The 21,045-nt window shown below is 56.3% G+C and carries 16 protein-coding genes and 2 tRNA genes; 12 read left to right on the forward strand and 6 right to left on the reverse strand.

What is annotated here, in order from left to right; all coding sequences use genetic code 11:
- Nucleotides 1–7 precede the first annotated feature (7 nt).
- Complete coding sequence (locus SH678x_RS14190) at nt 8–1,525, reverse strand: SH3 domain-containing protein (RefSeq protein WP_496919114.1); 1,518 nt, start codon at nt 1,523–1,525, stop codon at nt 8–10.
- 238 nt (nt 1,526–1,763) lie between these two features.
- Here SH678x_RS14190 and SH678x_RS14195 point away from each other — a divergent pair, with 238 nt between their 5' ends.
- Together SH678x_RS14195 and hemL are read left to right on the forward strand one after the other, a co-directional pair.
- Nucleotides 1,764–3,629, forward strand: a complete 1,866-nt coding sequence (locus SH678x_RS14195) for a serine/threonine protein kinase (RefSeq protein ID WP_496919115.1) — start codon at nt 1,764–1,766, stop codon at nt 3,627–3,629.
- A gap of 46 nt (nt 3,630–3,675) precedes the next feature.
- On the forward strand, nt 3,676–4,986 hold the full coding sequence (gene hemL, locus SH678x_RS14200) for a glutamate-1-semialdehyde 2,1-aminomutase (protein WP_496919116.1): 1,311 nt from the start codon (nt 3,676–3,678) through the stop codon (nt 4,984–4,986).
- Between the two features lie 25 nt (nt 4,987–5,011).
- On the opposite strand, the gene tsaB is transcribed toward hemL, so the two are convergent.
- Complete coding sequence (gene tsaB, locus SH678x_RS14205; RefSeq protein WP_496919117.1) at nt 5,012–5,698, reverse strand: tRNA (adenosine(37)-N6)-threonylcarbamoyltransferase complex dimerization subunit type 1 TsaB; 687 nt, start codon at nt 5,696–5,698, stop codon at nt 5,012–5,014.
- 381 nt (nt 5,699–6,079) lie between these two features.
- On the opposite strand from tsaB, the gene SH678x_RS14210 reads away from it, so the two are divergent.
- The 4 genes from SH678x_RS14210 (at nt 6,080) to SH678x_RS14225 (ending at nt 12,512) form a co-directional block, all read left to right on the forward strand.
- A complete protein-coding gene (locus SH678x_RS14210) occupies nt 6,080–6,835 on the forward strand; it encodes a metallophosphoesterase family protein (protein ID WP_496919118.1) in 756 nt (251 codons plus the stop codon).
- A gap of 176 nt (nt 6,836–7,011) precedes the next feature.
- The gene (locus SH678x_RS14215; protein ID WP_496919119.1) at nt 7,012–9,336 is read left to right on the forward strand and encodes a YidC/Oxa1 family insertase periplasmic-domain containing protein; all 2,325 of its coding nucleotides are present in this window, start codon (nt 7,012–7,014) and stop codon (nt 9,334–9,336) included.
- Nucleotides 9,337–9,370: 34 nt separating this feature from the next.
- Entirely contained in the window at nt 9,371–10,741 is a 1,371-nt protein-coding gene (locus SH678x_RS14220; protein ID WP_496919120.1) for a tRNA modification GTPase, read from the forward strand.
- A 175-nt stretch (nt 10,742–10,916) separates the two neighbouring features.
- Nucleotides 10,917–12,512, forward strand: a complete 1,596-nt coding sequence (locus tag SH678x_RS14225) for a M20/M25/M40 family metallo-hydrolase (protein WP_496919121.1) — start codon at nt 10,917–10,919, stop codon at nt 12,510–12,512.
- On the opposite strand, the gene SH678x_RS14230 is transcribed toward SH678x_RS14225, so the two are convergent.
- Nucleotides 12,507–12,806 carry a DUF971 domain-containing protein gene (locus SH678x_RS14230; protein ID WP_496919122.1) on the reverse strand — a complete coding sequence of 100 codons (300 nt, stop codon included), beginning with the start codon at nt 12,804–12,806 and terminating at the stop codon, nt 12,507–12,509. The two genes, SH678x_RS14225 and SH678x_RS14230, sit on opposite strands and share 6 nt — an antisense overlap.
- A gap of 121 nt (nt 12,807–12,927) precedes the next feature.
- Here SH678x_RS14230 and SH678x_RS14235 point away from each other — a divergent pair.
- Nucleotides 12,928–13,009, forward strand: a tRNA-Leu gene (locus SH678x_RS14235).
- A gap of 46 nt (nt 13,010–13,055) precedes the next feature.
- Nucleotides 13,056–13,128, forward strand: a tRNA-Lys gene (locus tag SH678x_RS14240).
- Here the strand turns inward: SH678x_RS14240 and SH678x_RS14245 are convergent.
- Nucleotides 13,126–14,508 (reverse strand): alanine/glycine:cation symporter family protein, encoded by a 1,383-nt coding sequence (locus SH678x_RS14245; protein ID WP_496919123.1) that lies wholly within the window; start codon nt 14,506–14,508, stop codon nt 13,126–13,128. The genes SH678x_RS14240 and SH678x_RS14245 overlap by 3 nt on opposite strands.
- Before the next feature lie 194 nt (nt 14,509–14,702).
- Here SH678x_RS14245 and SH678x_RS14250 point away from each other — a divergent pair, with 194 nt between their 5' ends.
- Nucleotides 14,703–15,530, forward strand: coding sequence for an endonuclease/exonuclease/phosphatase family protein (locus SH678x_RS14250; RefSeq protein ID WP_496919124.1), 828 nt, complete (start codon nt 14,703–14,705; stop codon nt 15,528–15,530).
- Here SH678x_RS14250 and SH678x_RS14255 read toward each other — a convergent pair.
- Both SH678x_RS14255 and SH678x_RS14260 read right to left on the reverse strand, forming a co-directional pair.
- Nucleotides 15,527–15,682 carry a hypothetical protein gene (locus SH678x_RS14255; protein WP_496919125.1) on the reverse strand — a complete coding sequence of 52 codons (156 nt, stop codon included), beginning with the start codon at nt 15,680–15,682 and terminating at the stop codon, nt 15,527–15,529. The genes SH678x_RS14250 and SH678x_RS14255 overlap by 4 nt on opposite strands.
- Nucleotides 15,683–15,755: 73 nt before the next feature.
- Nucleotides 15,756–15,947 carry a hypothetical protein gene (locus SH678x_RS14260; RefSeq protein ID WP_496919126.1) on the reverse strand — a complete coding sequence of 64 codons (192 nt, stop codon included), beginning with the start codon at nt 15,945–15,947 and terminating at the stop codon, nt 15,756–15,758.
- Nucleotides 15,948–17,057: 1,110 nt separating this feature from the next.
- Between SH678x_RS14260 and groL (SH678x_RS14265) the strand changes: the two genes are divergently transcribed.
- From groL (SH678x_RS14265) to groL (SH678x_RS14275), 3 genes are all read left to right on the forward strand, one after another.
- Nucleotides 17,058–18,734, forward strand: a complete 1,677-nt coding sequence (gene groL / locus SH678x_RS14265) for a chaperonin GroEL (protein WP_496923071.1) — start codon at nt 17,058–17,060, stop codon at nt 18,732–18,734.
- A 134-nt stretch (nt 18,735–18,868) separates the two neighbouring features.
- Nucleotides 18,869–19,165, forward strand: coding sequence for a co-chaperone GroES (gene groES / locus SH678x_RS14270; protein WP_496919127.1), 297 nt, complete (start codon nt 18,869–18,871; stop codon nt 19,163–19,165).
- 100 nt (nt 19,166–19,265) lie between these two features.
- On the forward strand, nt 19,266–20,885 hold the full coding sequence (gene groL / locus SH678x_RS14275) for a chaperonin GroEL (RefSeq protein ID WP_496919128.1): 1,620 nt from the start codon (nt 19,266–19,268) through the stop codon (nt 20,883–20,885).
- Nucleotides 20,886–21,045 lie beyond the last annotated feature (160 nt).

Raw genomic sequence — 21,045 nt, forward strand, 5'->3', positions numbered from 1 at the left:
GAATGCATTACCGCCGGATGCGGTCTTCGATCGGTGTGACGCGGCCGGCCGTCACGTGGGCTTTGCGGTATTCGGGCATGAACCCTCGTGAACCGTTCACGCCGATTCGCATGCCGACGTAGGGCTGCAAGTTGAGATCAGGGGTTGGGGTGACGAATGAAATCACGCCGCCGCGGTCGTCGACCAACGCATAGCGTGGCGCATCGTCTTGCTGCGAGACGACTGGCTTCAGACGCCCGACTGCATCGTAGCGAGGACTGTCGGGATCTTCAGGCTGAGTTTCCGTTGACTGGCCATCAAAAGGGTCGACATTCTTACTAGCTGACTTTCCGCCTAAATCGGTGCGAACGAGGTCGAGAACCTTGGACGTCTGTCCCGTGAATTCGCCCGAGGCGTTGGCTGATTGGATGTTGGCGAGCGTCTCGCTGGGCTGGCCGACTTGAACCTGTTGGAATTGAGCGATGCGATCCAACAAATTTCGCAAGTGATCGCGTTCGGAAACGGAATCGCTTTTTTCGAGCATGGCGGCGGCTTCGGTTTGCAGAGGTCCGAACTGCCATTCTTCCTTGGGTTTGACAATGATTTCCGAAAGCCGCAGTTGCAGTTCTTGCACACGCGCCGAACCGGGGCCAATCACCGTGGGAGAGCCATTGAACCGAACGCGTGGCGTCGTGCTGTTACGTGGCATGGGAGCGGGCAATTGTGCAGCGGGATTGGAGCTGCCGGGCAGCGGCGTGGAGTTATTCATCAACGCCGGTGGGGCGAGCGATGTGCTGTCGGCCATTTCGATCGCGGCTGGGGAACCGGTCACGAGTTGCACGGCGTCGGGATCGGTGCCCGTGGGAGTGGGGACTACGGTCGCGGTCGTTGCCGTGGGATTCGGATAATTGGGCTGCGGGCTCGGCACACTTTGTAGCAAGTGAGCGAACGAGTCGGCGGATTCTTCGGTCGATTCACCCGATGTCGGTCGGACTTCATTGTGGAAGCGTTGACGTGTCCAACCGTTAGCGAGTTGCACACCGGCCCCATCTTCGATGGGTGGCGTGCGCAACAAACTGTTGGCGGCGATCCAACGAAACTCACCCGCCGGAGGCGTAATGCGAGCCCAGCGCGGATCATCGTTCGGAGCCGCGGGAAGTAACAGCACTTTCTCGCCGCGACGAAGCATCACTTGCACGGCGCTCCGCGCGGGCGAAACGGTGCTTCCCACGCGAGCCACGGTCGTTTGCACGGAGACTTCGGCCGTCGTGTTGGAGACACGATGAATTTCGTGCGAAGGAATCCAGCAGAAACTTCCTTCTGGGGGACGCACTGCACACCAACCGTCGCTGTCGTGGCGATAGACTTCCACGGCATGGCCTTGGGCCAGTTGCTGCGTGGGATAATACTGTTGCCCGGGACCGCTGCGCGAATACGTTTGCGGCGCGGAGATATAAGCAACATACGGAAACGTGGTTTCGCTGTGCGCGACATTGCTCACAAGGCCTACCACGATCGCCACGAAAAATATTTGCAGCCGAGACATACCAATGACCTCGTCGAGCCGTTGACAATGTGTCCACGACCCACGCTAGGTGAAAATGAAAGGAGATTTGCAGTGGGCTTATAGGAAAAACAGCTTCCTGGTTCAAGGTCTGCCGCAACGCTGGCTGCTAGCTGGAGTGAACGCGGGGTGATAGGATTAAACTGACAAATTTGCCGTGATCTCGGCATCGGGACGATGCCGGCTAACTTCACTGACAAATGCGCAACTGAGGCTATTGATGAAGATTGAGAAACTCGGGCCTTACCGCATCGAGCGGCAAATCGGCAAAGGGGGCATGGGGGCCGTCTACACGGCCACCTATGAGGGAACCGGCGCCGGGGCGGGGACACGGGTTGCTATCAAGGCACTGGCCCCCCAGTTGGCCATGGAAGACGGCTTCCGCGAACGCTTCGAAGCGGAAATCGAATCGCTCAAGAAACTCCGCCATGAAGGAATCGTGCGGCTCTATGGCTACGGCGAACAGGACGGAAACCTGTTTTATTCCATGGAGCTGGTCGAGGGCACGAGCCTCGAAGAAGAAATCAACAAGGGTCGGCGATTTGGTTGGCAGGAAACGCTGCAAATTGGAATTCAAGTCTGCCGCGCGCTGAAACACGCCCACGATCATGGGATCGTGCATCGCGATATCAAACCGGCGAACCTATTGCTCACCAAAGATGGCCGGATCAAGATCGCCGACTTCGGCATCGCGCGGCTCTTTGGTGGGAGCCAGCTCACTACCGCGGGAGGCGTGCTGGGGACGGCTGATTATATGTCGCCCGAGCAAGCCGATGGCCGACCCGTCACAGAAAAGTGCGATCAATATAGCCTGGGGGGCGTAATGTATGCCCTGCTCGCGGGTCGACCGCCGTTTCGCGCGAAGTCGATGCCCGAGATGTTGCAGCTGCAGCGATTTGCCGAGCCTGATCCCGTGCGACGATACGCGCCGGAAACGCCCGAACAGGTGGGGCGATTGATCGATCAACTTTTGGCCAAAGATCCGGAAAATCGTTTTCCCAATGTGTTGGTTTTAAGTCGGCACATGGAAGCGATGGAAAAAGCGCTATCTCGGCCAGCGCCAGTACCCGTTGAGAGCGATGAAATCGAAGTCGATTGGGCAACCGAGCCGGCGAAACCGGGCGTGACGGCGGTGATGCGCAACGATGTCACGAGCGAATGTGATGGGCCGATGATGCTGCACGGTGAAGCTGCCGTGTCGGCAGACGATCTTTACGGCGCGCCGACGATTGCCCAGCCAGAAGAACCCGTCATTGCACCGGCAGCCGTGACACAGGCGAAATCACCTTCAACGACTCCGCGCATGAGCGGCACGCGGTTCACAACGGTGGACGAAGAAGCCCGGAGACACAAACGTCAAGAAGAAGAGGAAAGCCATGTAGCGCTGATCGCCCGCTGGGTAGCGCTGGTCGTTTTGTTGGGGGGGATGGCCTGGGGAGGATGGCGCCTCTTGCGACCTGCCACGGCCGACGAACTTTTTACTTCGATCACGGCCACCGTTGATCGCGAAGGGGACAGTGACCTGCGTGTAATCGAAACGGAGCTCACCGAATTCATGGAGCGGTTTCCCGACGATCCGCGGGCCGAGGAACTTACCAGCTATGTCGATCAACTCGAGTTTCAACGCCTCGAACGCAAGGCACGCGTGCAAGGTCGCGTGCCTGGAGCAAAGGACATCGGACCAATTCAGCAGCTTTACATGGAAGCGCTGGCATCGCCAAAACCCGAACAATCGGCGGCGAAGCTCAGCGATTTGATCGATCTGTACGATCCACTGGGTGTGACGGCCGATGGTGAAGTGGCGACGGGCAACGACCGGAGCGCACTCACGGCGGATGATCGCAAATGGTTGGTATTGGCAAGGCAGGAACTCGCGAAACTCAAGAATCAAACCGATGACGAAGCGAAAGAACAACTCCCTGCGGTCAAGGAACGTATGGCGGCGGCAGAAGTTGTGGCAGGCGTGCAGCCTGAACAAGCGAAGCTGATGTACCGCGCGATTATTCGCTTGTATGGCGATAAGCCTTGGGCTGCCGCAGAAGTGAAGCAGGCTCGTGGGAAACTTGAAACTTTGGAAACGGAATGAAGTTGCACCGCATCGGGACGATGCCGGCTAACATCAAAAAAATATAATGAATAATTCGGCTTCGAAGAAATTGCGTCCTAAGAGCCTTGCCGAGTTTGAACGGGCACAACAGTTGATGCCGGGGGGTGTGAATAGCCCCGCGCGGGCATTTGGTGCGGTGGGGGGCACGCCGATTTTTATTGAGCGCGCCGAGGGGGCGTATCTCTACGACATCGACGGCAACAAGTACATCGATTACATCGGCTCGTGGGGGCCGATGATTTTGGGGCATCGTCATCCCGCCGTGGTCGAGGCGCTTAACAAAGCGGTGGAGCATGGCACGAGCTATGGGGCTCCCACGGAAGCGGAGAGCGAACTTGCCGAAAAAATCATCGACGCGATTGAGTCGGTCGAAAAAGTGCGACTCGTGAATTCTGGCACCGAAGCGACAATGAGCGCGATTCGGTTGGCGCGGGGCTATACGGGCCGCGAAGTGATTATCAAATTTGCCGGCAACTATCATGGCCATGTGGATAGTTTGCTCGTCGCGGCGGGAAGTTCGGCGGCAACGCTGGGAACGCCCAATTCGCCGGGCGTAACGGTCGGCACGGCCAAAGATACGTTAATCTTGGAATACAACGACGTGGCTGGGTTGGAGACAGCGTTCCAAACTCACGGCAGCCGGATCGCGGGGGTGATCTTCGAACCGATCGTCGGCAACATGGGGGTGGTCGTCCCCAACAAAGATTTTTGCACGGCTTTGACGAAGCTTACAAAGCAACATGGCGCGCTCTTGATTTGCGACGAAGTGATGACCGGTTTTCGCATTGATTTCGGCGGGGCGCAAAAGTATTTGGGGATTCGACCCGACATCACCACGATGGGAAAAATCGTCGGCGGGGGCTTGCCCGTAGGCGCCTACGGTGGGCGGGTAGAGATCATGAATCACATTCTGCCGGCGGGCAAAGTCTTTCAAGCTGGCACGTTGAGTGGCAATCCACTCGCCACCGCGGCGGGTTGCGCGACGCTCAAACTCTTGAAAGAAGAACCACCTTACGAACGGCTAGAGCAACTTTCTGTACGCTTGGAAGCAGGACTGCGCTCCGCGGCGGAGATTGCGGGTGTGGCACACTCCCTCGCGCGTGTGGCGAGCATGATGACGCTCTTCTTTGGCAATGGCCCGATCACCGGTTGGCAAAGTGCGAGCCACTGCGATACCGGGCTGTTCGCGAAATTCTTCTGGGGGATGATGGACCGCGGCGTCTATTTGCCATGCAGCCAATATGAAGCGCTGTTTGTCTCGGCGGCGCACACCGAGGCGGATATCGATCAGACCATCAGCGCAGCGGAAGACGTGCTCGTTGAGATTTCGAAATAGCCGCGATTCAACGAATCGCTGGTCTTTACGATTTAGCCTGCAGGAATTTTTCTTCAGCGGCACTCTTGCGATAGTAGTTGGGCACGAGTTGAATCGGATCGACCGTGCAGCCTTGTTGGAAAAGCTGGTAGCCGAGTTCGCCCACCACGCTTGCTTGCGGTTGCCAAAGCTTTTCGTCTGCGGCAGTCACGCCCGTGGGCAGGTGTTCTTTTAATTGCGCGAGTGGCGGGCCCACGACGGAATCGCCCGTGCGTAATTGGGACAGCCAGGAATCGATGCTTAAAATGCGCGTGACGGGCTCACTCGTTTTTTCTTTTCCAGCGAAACTTGCCGCGAAGAGTTCCTGACGCTGGGCGTCCATGATAGCCCATAACCGGCCGCTTACTGGCGACACGCTCGCGGCCAGTGCAGCCAAGGTGTGCACGCCGACGAGCTTGGCTCCCACAGCAAACGCCAACGTCTTTGCTGCGGTCACGCCAATTCGCAGGCCAGTGAAGGAACCGGGCCCTGTAGTCACGCAGACTAAATCAAGTTCCTGGGGCTGCCAGTGGCAGGCATGCAAGAGTTCCTGAATCGTGGGTAGCAAAGTTTGCGCGGAGCGCTCGTCTGCGGGAAGCAGCAGCTCTTGTTGCAACTGAACGCCGTTGCCCTCCCCTATCAGCGCGGCCACGCTGCCTTGTCGTAAACTTGTTTCCAGGCTCAAAATTCTCAAGTGTAGTTGGCTCCGCGGTCTGTGAGTTGGCTGATTTATTGAAACTACCAGTCGCTGCGCCCCCTTCCAAGGGTGCAGGGCGGCATGACCCCACCTTGCAAAAAAATGCTCGCTTGGCGGGGAACTCGGCGACGATTCAGGGGAAGCCGCCGGTCCGCGACCCGTCGGGCGTTGTCGGGCCACCCCCAGTGGGCGTCCTTGACCCCCTTTCGAGCGGTACTTAGACTGGCGATTTGGCAATGGCATTGTGCAGCAACGTACTGTGTAGCAACGTGTTGGCACGTGCCGCCGCGTGGATAGGAGAGCGCGGGCATGAGGGGATGCTCTCAAGCTAGTCCAGCAACATCGAGTTCAGCTAGTTGATGCGAGGTCGTCTCTCCGGTGAAACGTGCGGTTATCAGCGACATCCACGGCAATTTTGAAGCCTTGCAGGCCGTGTTCGCGCATATTGCCAGCCAAGGCGTCCAAGAAGTTTTCTGTCTTGGCGATATTATCGGTTACGGACCGAATCCCTGTGAGTGCCTCGATCTGGTGATCGAGAAATCAACGGTTTGCCTGCTGGGCAATCACGACCAGGGCGCGATGTTCGACCCCGAGGGATTCAACAGCGGCGCCGAGCGGGCCATTTTCTGGACCCGCAATCAACTGGAAAACTCGACTGGTTCACGCGACCAGATCGACCGCCGCTGGGATTTCCTAGGCACCTTACCGCGTGTTTATCGCGATGAACCCTGGCTATACGTCCACGGCTCGCCCCGTAACCCGGTCAATGAATATGTCTTCCCCGAAGACATTTATAATCAGAAAAAGATGGAAAAGCTCTTCGGCTTGATCAACCGGGGCTGCTTTCAAGGCCACACCCACGTGCCGGGCGTGTTTCTTTCGAGCTTAGAGTTCATCACCCCCGAACAGACGGGCAATGTGTTTGAATTTCGTGGTGACGAAAAGTTTATGGTCAACGTCGGCTCGGTCGGCCAGCCCCGCGACGGCGATCCACGTTCTTGCTATGTCGTCCAGGAAGACAACAAATTGACGTTCCACCGCGTGGATTACGACTTTGGCAAGACGGCGGAAAAAATCTATCAAACTCCCGATTTGGATAATTTCCTGGGAGACCGCATCAAGGAAGGGCGTTGAGGCCACGGGCGTTTTCGTGTGAAAATGCCGAAAGGTTGGCCGGAACCGGGGCAATTTTCTGGGCAGGCGAGTTCTGATTTCGCCTAATCATCGAGCCCCGATGAGCATACAATGACCAATTCGTTCGGGGTCGGAGACCTCGGCCCCTACAGTCGTTAAGAGAAAGATCAGCAGTCGTGGACCAACGCCGCGTCATTTTATTTTTGGCCCTTTCGTTTGCGGTGCTGGTGCTCAACAGCTTCTTTCTAGCGCCGCCGCGCCCTCCGAAAAAGTTGGCCGATAAAGCCAAAGAACAAGCCGTCGCCGACCCGCCGGGCGAAGGTGCTGGCATCGAAGCGGCCCCCGCCGTGGATGCCGACAAGGAATCGGTGGAAGAGCTCACCGACTTCCCCGAACAGGATGAAACCGATCTCGCTTATTTGACTCTCGGTTCGGCTGATCCCGCTTCGCCTTATCGGGCGCTGTTCACGCTGACCAATCAAGGTGCCGGTGTGCGTCGCGTGGAACTTGCGAATCCGCGGTTCCGCGACCTACAAGATCGTGGTGGCTACATCGGCCACTTGGAGTTGGTGCCTGATCCTGAGGGCGGATTGCGGGTACAAGTCGTTGGCGCGGGGACACCTGCTGCTGAGGCGGGAGTCGAAGTCGGCGACCGCATCGTCTCGGTGGAAGGCGACAAGGAAGCACTCAAGGTCGAAACAGCTCAACAGTTCGCCGAAATATTGGGTAAGCGCCGTCCACGCAATAAGTTTGAGTTCAACGTCGTCCGTGGTGACGAAGCTCCCCAAAAGTTGGTGGCCACGTTGGGCCGTCGCCCGCTCGAAGTGATGCGGCCCGAAAGCGAAAACGTGCTGATGCGTACGAAGGAGCTTCCTAAAGATTTTATCGACGTGCCGTCGTTTGTGTTCACCATGCAGCACGTCGGTAAGGACCGCATACTCCCAGCGACCGAACTTCAGCCCGAGGAACTCGAAATCGAGGGCGTCGCGCTGCGTGAGACCTATTGGGAAGTCGCGGCCAGCGATGCCGAAAGCGTCACGTTCCGCAAGCTCTTACCGCAGTATCGGCTGGAATTGATCAAGCGATACAAACTCACGCCCATTCCCGAAAAAGAACAAAAAAATCAAAGCTTTCCGGCCTATGGCATCGTGCTGGAAGTCGAAGTGCGCAACTTGGGCGATAAGGCCGTCGATTTGGCTTATCGCTTGGACGGCCCCAACGGCTTGCCGATTGAGGGTTGGTGGTATGCCCGCAAGTTTGGCCGACATTGGGGAACCGCGGGTTTGCGTGACGTGGTGGGTCGCTACTTCGGCGGTAGCACCGAGGAACAAGCGCCGACGACGATTGCCAACGGCGAGGGGGAGGATTTCGAAGGGGGCTCGATGGCGTTCATGGGAGTCGACGCCCAGTATTTCGCCGCGATGATGCTCCCAATGAAGAAATCGCCCGAAGAGGTTTGGCTCGAAGTGGCCCGGCCGATTTCGTTGAGCCCCAAGCCGCGGTCGCGTTCGAGCGATGGTTTGTATGCGAATGTCACCTGCCGATTGATCAGCAAGACAAACATGCTGCAACCAGGAGAAACGCTGGCCCACTCGTACAACATTTTCACCGGCCCGAAACGACCCGAATTGTTGTCGCAATATATAGCTTCAAACGATCCGAAATATACGCTGGCCGATTTGATGTACTACGGCTGGTTTGGCCGAGTTGCGCAAGGCATGTTGTGGCTGCTCCACACGTTCTATGGCTGGGTCGGCAATTACGGCCTCGCGATCATCATGCTCACTGTGCTCGTGCGAAGCTGCATGTTCCCCATCAGCCGCAAACAAGCCCAAAGTATGGCGAAGATGCAGGAGCTCAAGCCGGAACTCGACAAGCTCAAAGAGAAATATGGCAAGGATCCTCAAAAGCAATCGCAGGCCATGCAGGAGTTGTATCGTAAGTACAACATCAATCCGCTGGCTGGTTGCTTGCCGATGTTCATTCAACTGCCGATCTTCGTGGGGTTGTACCGTGCTTTGGCGGTTGACGTGGAATTGCGTCAGGCCCCGCTGTTCAGTGATTCGATTCGCTGGTGTTCGAATCTAGCCGCGCCTGACATGTTCTGGAATTGGTCGGCGATTATGCCGGCCTTCATTACGAACGGCGAGGGGATGTTTGGCCTAGGGCCTTATCTCAATATCCTGCCTTTGGTGACTGTCGGCCTGTTTATTTTGCAGCAAAAGATGTTTATGCCGGAAGCGGCCAATGAACAGGCAGCCCTGCAACAAAAGATCATGACCTACATGATGCTCTTTATGGGCATTATGTTTTACAAAGTCGCGGCGGGGCTGTGCATTTACTTCATCGCTTCGAGCATTTGGGGCATCGCCGAACGTAAGCTTATACCGAAACCTGGGCCAGGAGCGTTAGTCCCCGCGGGCAACGTTGATGTGCCTGCTGGCCGTGGCAGCCGCAATGGTGCCACCTTACGCGATTCACGGCCGAAGAAGAAGCGGTAGATTCACGGCATCGAGACGATGCCGGCTAACCACGATGATCCCTGACCTGATCGACACGATCGCCGCGATTGGCACGGCTGCGGGTGGCGCGGCGCGAGGGATGATCCGTGTGAGCGGACCGCAAACGGTTGAGTGCCTTTCCCAATGCTTTCAGGCAACAGTGAAATGCAATCTGGGATCGATCACGCGTTCGCAAACGCTCTCTGGCGAGTTGCGATTGAAAGAAGGCCTGTCGCTGCCGTGCGATTTGCTGCTCTGGCCCAATGATCGCAGTTATACGCGGCAACCGAGCGCAGAATTGCATACGCTTGGTTCTCCGCCACTGTTGGAGTTGGCACTGGGCACGCTTTGCCGACATGGCGCACGAATGGCCGAGCCGGGGGAATTCACTTTGCGGGCGTTTCTCGCGGGCCGGCTCGATCTGACCCAGGCCGAAGCCGTGCTGGGGGTCATCGACGCCCAGAACTCTGAGTCGCTGCACACCGCGTTGGGGCAACTCGCAGGAGGATTGTCGAAACCGCTGATGGCTCTGCGCGAGCAACTCTTGCAACTGCTTGCCCATTTGGAAGCAGGACTCGATTTCGTGGAAGAAGATATTGAGTTTATCGCTGCGGCAGAAATTGAGCGGCAACTTGTCGCGGCTCAACAGTTGGTTGCTGAAACGCTCGCACAACTGGTTAGCCGGAACCAGTCGCAGTTGCTACCGAAGGTGGTACTCGTGGGGCGGCCGAACGCTGGCAAAAGCAGTTTGTTCAACGCCCTGGTTGATAAATATCGTGTGAGCGACGAACAAGATCGCGCGCTGGTTTCGGAGCTTGCGGGTACGACGCGGGATTACTTGATGGCTGCGGTTGATTTGAATGGGTTCCAATGCGCGTTGATTGATACGGCAGGCATTGATCCGCTTGTCGCTGGCGTCTCTATTCCAGGGCTGGCCCAAGAAATGACCGGCGAGCAGAAAAAACAGGCAGACTGCCAGATCCAATGCTTTGATGCTACCGCGCCCTTAGAAAATTTGCCTGAATCGGATTCGACAATCCTGGTTCAAACCAAAAGCGATTTGCTGCCCGAGCAACTTGACGCATCCCAGCAAGCGGTAATGATTCGGTGCAGCAGCCGAACGGGCGAAGGTTTGGAACTATTAGCACAAGCGATTGCAACACAACTTGGTTCGACTCACCAAGCAGGGGCCGTGGCCTCGACGACGGCACGGTGTACTGACAGTCTACGCCACGCCGCAGAATCACTTGAATCGGCGCTCGCACTTGTGCATGCCGGTGGTGGCGACGAACTCCTGGCGGCGGATCTCCGTAGTGCGCTTGCGGAACTAGGCCGCGTGGTGGGGGCTGTTTACACGGATGACGTGTTAGATCGAATTTTCAGCCAGTTTTGCATTGGGAAATAGCCACCCGTGGCGTGCGCATTTGATTCAACTGGTTAGTTGCAACTGATCGTTACCAATAAAATTCCGCTAGGGCGCTAAGCAGTTTCCAGGGTTGCTGGTCGATAAACTTTCAGAACGATGTTGTGGAGACGGCTCTCTGGCTCGCTTCGCGTGGCTTATGCCTAGGAAAAAATTAATGGTCCACGGAATGGTCTTGTCCTGTCGCCGTAAATTGCAACGATCTGTCCGTTGCTGCGTGGGGATTTGCTGCATCGGAATCTTTGCGGCATCGGCAGGATCGTTGCAGGCGGCAGAGAACGCTTGGTTTGATGTGGCGTATGCGTCAATCACCAAGCCTGAGCTTACAGGACATGTGAATTTCTTGGCCGGGGACATCCTCGAAGGACGTGAAGCCGGCTCGCGGGGCGGACATGCCGCGGGTAAATATATTGTCGACCATCTCCAGGAAATCGGTCTGCAACCCGCGGGGGTCGACGGGACCTATTTCCAAGCATTCCGCGGCAATCAGCGCAACATTCTCGCCATCCTACCGGGTAGCGATCCGCAGTTGAAAGACGAATACCTCTTGGTCGGCGCGCACTACGATCACGTGGGCTACGGCAAAAAAAGCAACAGCTACGGCCCTTTCGGCTACGTGCATAATGGTGCCGACGACAATGCCAGTGGCGTCTCGGCTGTGTTGGAATTGGTCGACGCGATGACCCGCACCGAACATCGCCCCAAGCGGTCGATCCTGTTTGCCTTTTGGGATGGCGAGGAAAAAGGCCTGCTCGGTTCCGCTCACTGGGCCAAGCAGCCAACCTTGCAGCTCGACAACATGAAGCTGGGGATCAACATCGACATGGTGGGACGGCTCACCGATGGGCGAATCGAAGTTGGCGGTTCGCGGTGTGCCCCTGGCTTGCGTCGTCAGCTCAGCACAACTCGACTGGATGATGCGTGGCTCGATTTCAGTTGGGAATATAAAGAGAACAGCGATCACTGGACCTTCTATCAGGCTCAGGTGCCATCGATTTACATCCACACCGGCTTGCATGACGACTATCATCGCCCGTCGGACGATGTTGAAAAGATCAACGTCGAAGGCATTCGGTTAATCACCGGCTATCTGTTGGAGAAAGTCGAAGAACTGGCCGATACCGAAACGCTGCCCGGATTTCGTAACGAATCGCGGATGGATACACCATTCACGCAACGGCGCGTTGAACGGCCGCTCCCTCCTTTGGCCTCACGGTTGAATTTCACGACCGAAGCAGTTCCCGGTGAGCCCAACAAACTGCAAATCAATCGCGTATTGAGTAGCGATAGTCTCGTTGCCGTGGGAGATCGAATTGTCGCAGTGAATCAATTGCCGGTTGAGAATCCCGCAATGCTGGAAACGATGGCGCTACGGAGCGGCAGCGTGTTGCCCTTGACCATCGAACGGCCCGGCGTTGAAGAGAAACTGGAAGTCGAAGTTCAACTCTCGGGCAATCCGGTCCACTTGGGGCTCTCCTGGCGGGAAGATCCTGTGGAACCACAAACCGTGTACATCACGCGCGTGGTGCCGCATTCGCCCGCCGCGCTGGCCGGTTTTCAAGTCAATGACCGTATCTACAGCGTCGAAGGCAACCAGTTTGCCGGCCGCGACGAATTGCTGAGCCGTGTGCAACAATTGCTCGCCGAGAACACACCGCGGATTCGCTTTGAAGTGGAAACGCGGGGAATTGTTCGCCAAGTCGAAGTGCCCCTGACACCGGTTCATGCCCCGGGTAGCGATGCCACGCTATAGTTTTTCGGCCAATTCACGCAGCCGTTTCCAAGTGTAGAGTCCCGAATTGTGGCCGTCGGACCATTCGAGGCGAACCGCGTAGTTGCCCACGAGGTCCATCTTCTGGATCACGATGTCGTCGGGAACGCTCGCCGGGTCGAGAATTTGCTCGCCGGTCCATTCGTTCACGCAGTGCGCACATTCGCATTGCCGGCGGAGAAACGCGAGCGGGAAATCGGCCTGGGTATCGGGCCATGTGATCCGGAGAACGCCTTGTTCGCGGAGGGCCTGCAAATTGGTGGGGAGTTCGCTCATGAAAACGCTATGAATACCGTGGAAATCGCGTGGCTACGGGCTGGCAGCTGACGCCTAGTCTCAAACGCAAGAGGCGATTATACTTTGGTGCTGCCCGCTCCGGCGTGGCAATGATTGTAATGGGGATGTGGCGGAATTGGCAGACGCGCTGGATTTAGGTTCCAGTTCCTTCGGGAGTGCAGGTTCAACTCCTGTCATCCCTACTAAAAGCCGTGAGCGCTCGAAGTTCTGCTCTCGGCTATAAAAAACGAGCCCGTAGCTCAGTCGGTAGAGCAACGGACTTTTAATCCGTGGGTCGTGGGTTCGAATCCCGCCGGGCTCAGTTTTTTTCTTTTCCCAGCTTACTCGCCGCGGCCGCCGCTAATCCACTTAGCAAGAACAAGCCCACGAGGTTGGGGAAAATCTGTAGGGCGTTGAGAATATCGCCCCAGGCCCACACGGTATCGACTTTGGCCACCGCACCGAAGGGTATCAGCACGCAGTACAGCCAGCGGTAGGGCATAATGATCCGCGGGCCGAAGAGATATTCCAAGAATTGCTCGCCGTAGAAGGCCCAGCCGATGAGTGTCGTGTAGCCGAATAAGAGCACTGAGATCGCCAGCATCCAGCCACCCACGGTCGGCATCGCCATGTTGAAGGCATCGGCCACAACAGCCGCGCTGGTTTCGCCTTTGTTCCATACACCCGTGAGCAAAATCGACAGAGCGCTGATCGTCGAGGTGACAAACGTAATGATGAAAACTTCCATCACCGCGTTGAGACCTTGCTGTTCTGGCCGAGAACTTTTGGCCACGCCATAGACGACCGCCGCGGTGCCGTAGCCCGCTTCGTTGGCGTAGGCCCCGCGTGCGAGACCGTAACGCAGTGCGGTCCAGATGCTCACGCCCCCCGCCACGCCAATGCCCGCGCGAAAGGAAAACGCTTCACGAAACACGAGCGACAAGACTTCCGGGAGAGCGGTGATATGCATGCCGATTACGATGAGTCCGCCCAGCAAGTAGAGCCCCACCTTGAGCGGAGTGAGCCACTCGGCCACGCGGCCAATCGATTTCACACCTCCCACGATCACCAACCACGTCAGTACCGCCAACACACAACCGATGGCAAAACGATTGGGATTGATATTCGCACCCCACACGATCCAGTCATTGAATTTGACGACTGAGCGATCGAGTTGGCTCCCCACGGCGACCGCTACGGAGTTCGGCTGAGTGAGCGGTGTGGTGAACAAACAGGCGAGCCCGGCGATCAGCGCGAATATCCATGCGAGGGCGGGCGACTTGATGCCATCGCGCAAGTAGTACATGGGGCCGGCCAATGTTTGTTCGCCGTTGGAGATGCGGAATTCCAAACCCAGAACAGCTTCGGCGAATTTGACTGCCATCGCAAAGAAGCCATAACACCAAATCCAAAACAATGCGCCCGGTCCGCCGGATACAATGGCCGTGGCGACCCCGGCGATATTCCCCGTGCCAATCGTTGCAGCCAGCGCCATCATGAACGCCTGAATGGGCGAGAGTGCACCGGTGGTGCTCGATTGCTGCGACCGGAGCATCGTGCGGGCGGCTTCGGGCAAACGAACAAGTTGGACAAATCCAAGCCGAAACGTGAAGAAGAGGCCGGTGAACAGTAGAATGCCGACAGTCCAGGGCATGAACATCGCATCGGCTGCGGACTGGATCATCGCGGCAAAATCGTCCATCAATCTCCCCAGGCCGCCAAGCTCTCAATTGGTTGAAATCGTGGCCGCATTCTAACGGCTACCAGCACGCTGGGGAAGTTGAATGATCTGATAGGGGCAGGTGTTAAATCTTAGTTTTTCGCCAAGTAATAACTTGAAAGCTGGGTATGGTGTGAGCAAGATAACGACATCCCTACTCACCATTCAGGCCACTCATGCGTTCGCAAATTCTGCTTAGTCTTGCAGCTTTAATCAGCTTGTCGGGCAGCAGCATTCTGAAAGCCGAAGAAACTCAAACGCTCCGGGTATTGAGCTACAACATCCACCACGGTGAGGGTCGCGATTATATTGTCGACCTGGAACGGATCGCCCGCGTGATACGCTCGGTGAAACCCGATCTCGTGGCGCTGCAAGAAGTGGATTCTGGGACGGAGCGTACCCTGGGGCTTGATCAACCGCAGGAACTTGCGCGACTGACGGAAATGAACGTCCTATTTGGCGATAACATTCCGTATCAAGGGGGACGCTACGGAAACGTGCTGCTGTCGCGGTTTCCGATATTGCGGCACGAGAATCACCCGCTAAAAAGTCTTTACCAAGGCGAGCAACGAGGCGTGTTGGAAGTCGAAATTCAACTGCAGAATGAGCAGGCACTGCTATTATTCGCTACGCATTTTGATTACCGCCGCAATAGTTGCGAACGGCTCGCTTCGGCCAAAGAAGTGAATGCCCTGATCGAGAATTCCGGTAACACCCCTGCCCTGCTGATTGGCGATCTGAATGCCTTACCGCAAAGTCGCACGTTGCGAATCCTTGGGCAACACTGGACGCGGGCGGGCTGCCGTTACGCACCGACTTATCCGGCGCTCTGCCCCTACAAGCAGATCGACTACGTGCTGTTTCGTCCTGCGAACCGTTGGCAAGTTCTGGAAACGCAGGTACTCGGCGAAACAACAGCCTCGGACCATCGCCCTACCTTCGCCGTTTTGGAACTCAGCGACTCTATCGACGAACCAAATTTCGACCAACCCAGCGCCGACTAACCCAAAAACGGTTCTTCTCCGCAGCTGGGACAGGCCAAACGGCTTTGTTGTTGCTCATATCGCTCGCGCAGCTCTTCTTGCGTGAGTTCACAAACGGGTGCGATCTGTTCGAAGGAGCGCGAATTCTCGGTGTGGTCTAGAATCTCAGTCATGGCGGATCTCCAAGTTGCTGGGCCGCCTGAATTATAACTGTTCTTATGTACACTACAAGCCAGTGCGAGCGAATTACCACGCCATCGGCTTGTTGCGGCGGTGAGCCATACCCCGGACGGGATTAGGAGCCGGTCGTTTTTTGAATGATCGCCGTTTGGCGCGGGATCGATCTGGCTCGGTCGCGCTGCGATGACGGGGAGCGCGTGAAGAGAAGTTGACAGACGATTCGTCGTCGTAATCATGCAAAAAGTGTTCAGCGTTCATTAGTCATATCCCTGTTCTAATACCTTGCCTAATCCTGCTGCGCCGGCCCGCTAACAGTTTGAACAGTGCCAGCAAAAGCAATGGTCGTGCCAAAACCACCTTCATGCCAACTGAACGAACACTTAGCCGTTTCTAAATCCAAACGGGGATAGGATTTTCTGCCGAATTGAGCAGCCTCGTTCGCCCTCAATCCGAGGAATTTTTTCTGACTTGTCACCGATCACGCTGGATCAAGGTGAGTCATCTTGCAAAAGGGTGGATGCCAAGAAAAATGTCGCAAAGTGTTTTGAAGTAAGCACTTAAAAGCAAATGACGTCCATGATCGATTTTTGACCATCAAGAAAATATAATCGCAAACCATTGCTATAAAAAGACTTACGGGCGCATCACCATATTGGGGCCATCGTTTCACCAAAATGGTGAAACTTACAATGACCCAGACGGCGAACGCCCAACCAGTGCGGCGGTGTTTTTGATTGCTCAAAACAGGCGTTTTGAGCGCTATCTTGCTACGAACAGCTAGGTGCTAACCGGAAAGGGAAAACCATGTCGCAAGCAGGAATTCAGGCAAAACGCCTGGGTAAGGGTCTCGCTAACGAGATCCAGCGACTAGCTAAGCACTGCGGATAGGGAAGAGCTTATGCCTCGAAGGAAACGCCGACCATCGAGATGATGGTCATTGGGAGAACCCAAAATCAAACTTGCGGGGGTTGGGTGATTAGCGCGTTCCTATCGTCCGAGGTGTATTGACTAATTAGAGCAAGCTCCGTGCCAGAGCCTGAAAACACCTCCTTACGCTCGAGCCAAGAAACTGTCAAAATGACACGTTTCCAGAGGCGACGCGGAAGTGATCAGTATCTTCCGGATTCGTCAAAACCTTGGGAAAACTCGGGAGTTATCGAGACTCGTCGCGGGATTGGCGGAGCTGGCACGGTGCTTGCGTTTTGAGGGACGCACGTAGCGGTACGCCTGCCAAATTGGCGAGAGTTTTAACACCCGCACGACCAAATCACACTTTAATCGCGGCTGCCGACAGGTGGCCTGACATCAAATTTCCGGCTCGGTAGAGCCAGTCAACGTATTTCTGAGGAGTAAAACGTGGCCAAGTTAATGCTATTCGAGGATGAAGCACGCAAGCCCTTGGCGGCAGGCGTCGAAAAACTCGCCCGTGCCGTTCGCAGTACCCTGGGTCCCCGCGGCCGCAATGCGGTGCTCGACAAAGGTTGGGGTTCTCCCAAGGTGACCAAAGACGGCGTCACCGTCGCCGAAGACATTGAGCTCGACGATCCGTTCGAGAATCTCGGCGCTCAGTTGGTGAAAGAAGCCGCCAGCAAGACCAACGACGTAGCCGGCGACGGCACGACCACGGCAACTGTGTTGGCCGAAGGCATTTTCCGCGAAGGTTTGAAGATGCTTGCCGCGGGCGCCGATGCGATGGCCTTGAGCCGTGGCATCGCCAAGGCCGTGGAAGCCATCTCGGCCGCGATTGGCAAGATTGCCGAGCCCGTCGATGTTTCCAACAAGAAAAGCCTCCAACAAGTGGCCACGATTGCCGGCAATAACGATCCTTCGATCGGCAACGTGTTGGCCGAAGCCTTTGCCAAAGTGGGCAAAGATGGCGTGATCACCATCGAAGAAGGCAAGAGCAACGAAACAACCGTCGAAGTTGTCGAAGGCATGCAATTCGATCGCGGTTATCTCTCGCCGCACTTCGTGAACAATGAAGACGACCTTTCAGTCGAATTTGAAAACTGCTTGGTGCTGGTTTACGAAGAGAAAATTTCCAACGCCAAGAGCTTGGTTCCCATTCTGGAAGCCGTTTCCAAGGCGTCGAAGCCACTGTTGATCATTGCCGAAGATGTCGATGGCGAAGCCCTCGCGACTTTGGTCGTCAACAAAATGCGCGGCATTGTGAACGTCTGTGCCGTGAAAGCCCCCGGTTATGGTGATCGTCGCAAAGCGATGCTGGGCGATCTGGCAACCTTGACCGGCGCGACCGCCATCTTCAAGGACCTGGGTATCAAGCTCGATGCCATCCAGTTGTCCGATTTGGGCAAGTGCCGCAAGGTGATCATCAAGGGCGATAACACCACGATGGTGGGAGGCGGCGGCAAGAAGGAAGATATTCAAGGCCGTGCTGAGCAGATTCGTCGCGAAATCGAAACGACCGACAGCGATTACGACCGCGAAAAGCTGCAAGAGCGTTTGGCGAAGTTGGCCGGCGGTGTGGCTCAAATCAATTGCGGTGCCGCGACCGAAACCGAAATGAAAGAGCGCAAAGCTCTGTTGGAAGATGCTCGTGCCGCGACTCAAGCCGCCTTGGCCGAGGGGATCGTCCCCGGCGGTGGTGTGGCTTTGCTACGGAGCGAAAAAGCTCTTTCCAAGCTAGGCCTCGAAGGCGACGAAGCCTTGGGCGTCGAGATCATCCGCAAGGTGCTCGACTATCCGCTGCGTTACATCGCCGAGAACGCCGGTGTTGATGGCGCGGTCGTGGTGAATCGCGTGCGTCAATCGAAGGGTAAGAACGACGGTTACAACGCCGACAAAGATGATTACTGCGACATGGTCGCAGCCGGCATCATTGATCCCGCCAAGGTGGTTCGCACCTCGCTGCAAAACGCCGCGAGCGTGGCCTCGTTGCTGCTCACGACTGATTCATTGATCGTGAATGCTCCCAAGGAAGAGGAAGAAGCCGCCGGTGGTCATCACGACCATGGCATGGGTGGAATGGGAGGCATGGGCGGCATGGGAATGGGTGGCATGGGCGGTATGCCCGGGATGATGTAAGAGAAGCTCTTAGCAATTAGCTGTTAGCCATTAGCTCAGAATTTTCTGGCTATTAGCTAAGAGCTAACGGCTAACAGCTCACTTAAAAATCAATAACAATCAAATCAAGTCATAAACAATAAGGAATATAAACCATGGCCAAAATCAATCTTCGTCCGCTGGACGACCGAGTTGTTGTGAAGCCTTCGGAAGCTGAAGAAGTCACCGCGGGGGGCATTGTGCTGCCCGATGCGGCTCAAGAAAAACCCCAACGTGGCAAGGTGATCGCCGTCGGCGGTGGCAAGCTGCTCGACAGTGGCAAGCGAGGTGAATTGTCGGTCGCGGTGGGCGACGAAGTCATCTACGGCAAGTACGGCGGATCGGAAGTCGAAGTCGACGGCGAGGAATACAAGATCCTCCGCGAGAGCGACATTTTGGCCAAAGTTGTATAGCTAATAGCGATCAGCCATCAGCTTTTAGCCAAACAGTTCTGGCGAAAAGCGGAATGCTAACGGCTGACAGCTTCCCAAAAATAAATAAGGAATTCCAATCGTGGCAAAACAATTGATGTTCGAAGATCACGCCCGCAGCAAATTGCTCAAAGGCGTGGATAAGCTGGCCGATGCGGTCGCGGTGACGATGGGTCCTACGGGTCGCAACGTCATTATCAACAAATCGTTTGGCGGACCGACCGTCACCAAGGACGGCGTGACCGTCAGCAAGGAAATTGAGCTCGAAGACCCGTTTGAAAACATGGGTGCCAAGCTCGTTCACGAAGTGGCCGACAAGACTTCGACGCTTGCCGGCGACGGCACGACGACGGCCACCGTCCTGGCTCGTGCAATCTTGAAGGAAGGGACCCGCAATATCGTAGCGGGCAGTAATCCCATGGCCGTGCAGCGCGGCATTCGCAAAGCCGTGGAAGCTGCCGTGGAATACTTGGATTCAATCTCCAAGAGCGTCACGAGCAAAGAGCAAATCGCTCAAGTCGGTTCGATCAGTGCGAACAACGACCGCGTGATTGGCGATCTGCTCGCCGATGCGATGGAAAAGGTTGGTAAAGATGGTGTGATTACGGTCGAAGAAGGCAAGTCGATGGAAACGACCCTCGAATTTGTCGAAGGCATGCAGTTCGACAAGGGCTTCCTGTCGCCGTACTTCATCAACCAACCGGCCGATATGGAATGCGTGCTGGAGAACGCCTGCATCCTGATTCACGAAAAGAAGATCAGCAATTTGCGCGACTTGCTGCCGATTCTCGAGCAAGTGAGCCAAAAGGGAATGCCGCTGTTGATCATTGCTGAAGACCTCGAAGGGGAAGCCCTGGCGGCCTTGGTGGTGAACAAGCTGCGTGGCATTCTCAACATCTGTGCGGTGAAGGCCCCTGGCTTTGGCGACCGTCGCAAGGCGATGCTTGGTGATATTGCCACATTGACCGGCGGAACCGTGATCAGCGAAGACCTCGGCAAGAAACTCGAGAACATCACGCTGGCCGAATTGGGCCGCGCGAAGAAGATCACCGTCTCGAAGGAAGCCACCACAATTGTGCAAGGTGCCGGTGCGAAGGCCGACGTCTCGAAGCGGATCGATCAGATTCGTAAAGCGATTGAAGCTTCCACCAGCGACTACGATCGCGAGAAGCTGCAAGAACGCTTGGCGAAGCTCACCGGCGGCGTGGCGATTGTTTCGGTTGGTGCTTCCAGCGAAGCCGACATGAAGCAAAAGAAGGCTCGCGTCGAAGACGCCTTGCATGCAACTCGCGCTGCTGTGGAAGAAGGCATTCTTCCCGGCGGCGGTGTGGCTTTGCTGCGTGCCAAAGAAGCCGTGGCAGCCGCGAAGTCGGGTTGCAAGGGCGACGAAAAGATTGGTGTCGATATCGTCCTGGGCGTGCTCGATGCTCCGCTCAAGCAAATCGCGGACAACTGTGGACTGGATGGCAGCGTGATCGCCGACGAGGTGAGCCGCAAGCCCCAGAACACCGGTTACGATGCCAACAAGGGTGAGTACGTCGACATGGTCAAGGCGGGCATTATCGACCCGACCAAGGTCGTGAAGACGGCCCTTTCGAACGCGGCCAGCATCAGCGGTTTGATGCTCACCACCGAAGCGTTGGTCACGAACTTTGATTCCAAAGACAGCGACAAGCGCGGCGTGGTTGGCAGCGTCCGCTAACGCACCGTGAGTTTGAATACGAGTGAGCCGGGCCGCTTGGTCACCACGACCAGTGGCCCGGTTGCATATAGTTAAGGTGTTGACGTCACGAATAGTTTGCTCACTCGTGCTGCAAAGCACTGCTGGGCAAGCCAGCAGTGGCACCCCGGTTTGTAAGAAC

This window comes from Bythopirellula superficialaquae, assembly GCF_059632245.1.

Coding starts and splice junctions, on each gene's coding strand:
- SH678x_RS14190 (WP_496919114.1), bottom strand. CDS start 1,525: ATGTCTCGGCTGCAAATATTTTTCGTGGCGATCGTGGTAGGCCTTGTG.
- SH678x_RS14225 (WP_496919121.1), top strand. CDS start 10,917: ATGGTCCACGGAATGGTCTTGTCCTGTCGCCGTAAATTGCAACGATCT.
- groES (WP_496919127.1), top strand. CDS start 18,869: ATGGCCAAAATCAATCTTCGTCCGCTGGACGACCGAGTTGTTGTGAAG.
- groL (WP_496923071.1), top strand. CDS start 17,058: ATGCTATTCGAGGATGAAGCACGCAAGCCCTTGGCGGCAGGCGTCGAA.
- SH678x_RS14195 (WP_496919115.1), top strand. CDS start 1,764: ATGAAGATTGAGAAACTCGGGCCTTACCGCATCGAGCGGCAAATCGGC.
- SH678x_RS14250 (WP_496919124.1), top strand. CDS start 14,703: ATGCGTTCGCAAATTCTGCTTAGTCTTGCAGCTTTAATCAGCTTGTCG.
- SH678x_RS14230 (WP_496919122.1), bottom strand. CDS start 12,806: ATGAGCGAACTCCCCACCAATTTGCAGGCCCTCCGCGAACAAGGCGTT.
- SH678x_RS14245 (WP_496919123.1), bottom strand. CDS start 14,508: ATGGACGATTTTGCCGCGATGATCCAGTCCGCAGCCGATGCGATGTTC.
- hemL (WP_496919116.1), top strand. CDS start 3,676: ATGAATAATTCGGCTTCGAAGAAATTGCGTCCTAAGAGCCTTGCCGAG.
- SH678x_RS14255 (WP_496919125.1), bottom strand. CDS start 15,682: ATGACTGAGATTCTAGACCACACCGAGAATTCGCGCTCCTTCGAACAG.
- SH678x_RS14260 (WP_496919126.1), bottom strand. CDS start 15,947: ATGAACGCTGAACACTTTTTGCATGATTACGACGACGAATCGTCTGTC.
- SH678x_RS14220 (WP_496919120.1), top strand. CDS start 9,371: ATGATCCCTGACCTGATCGACACGATCGCCGCGATTGGCACGGCTGCG.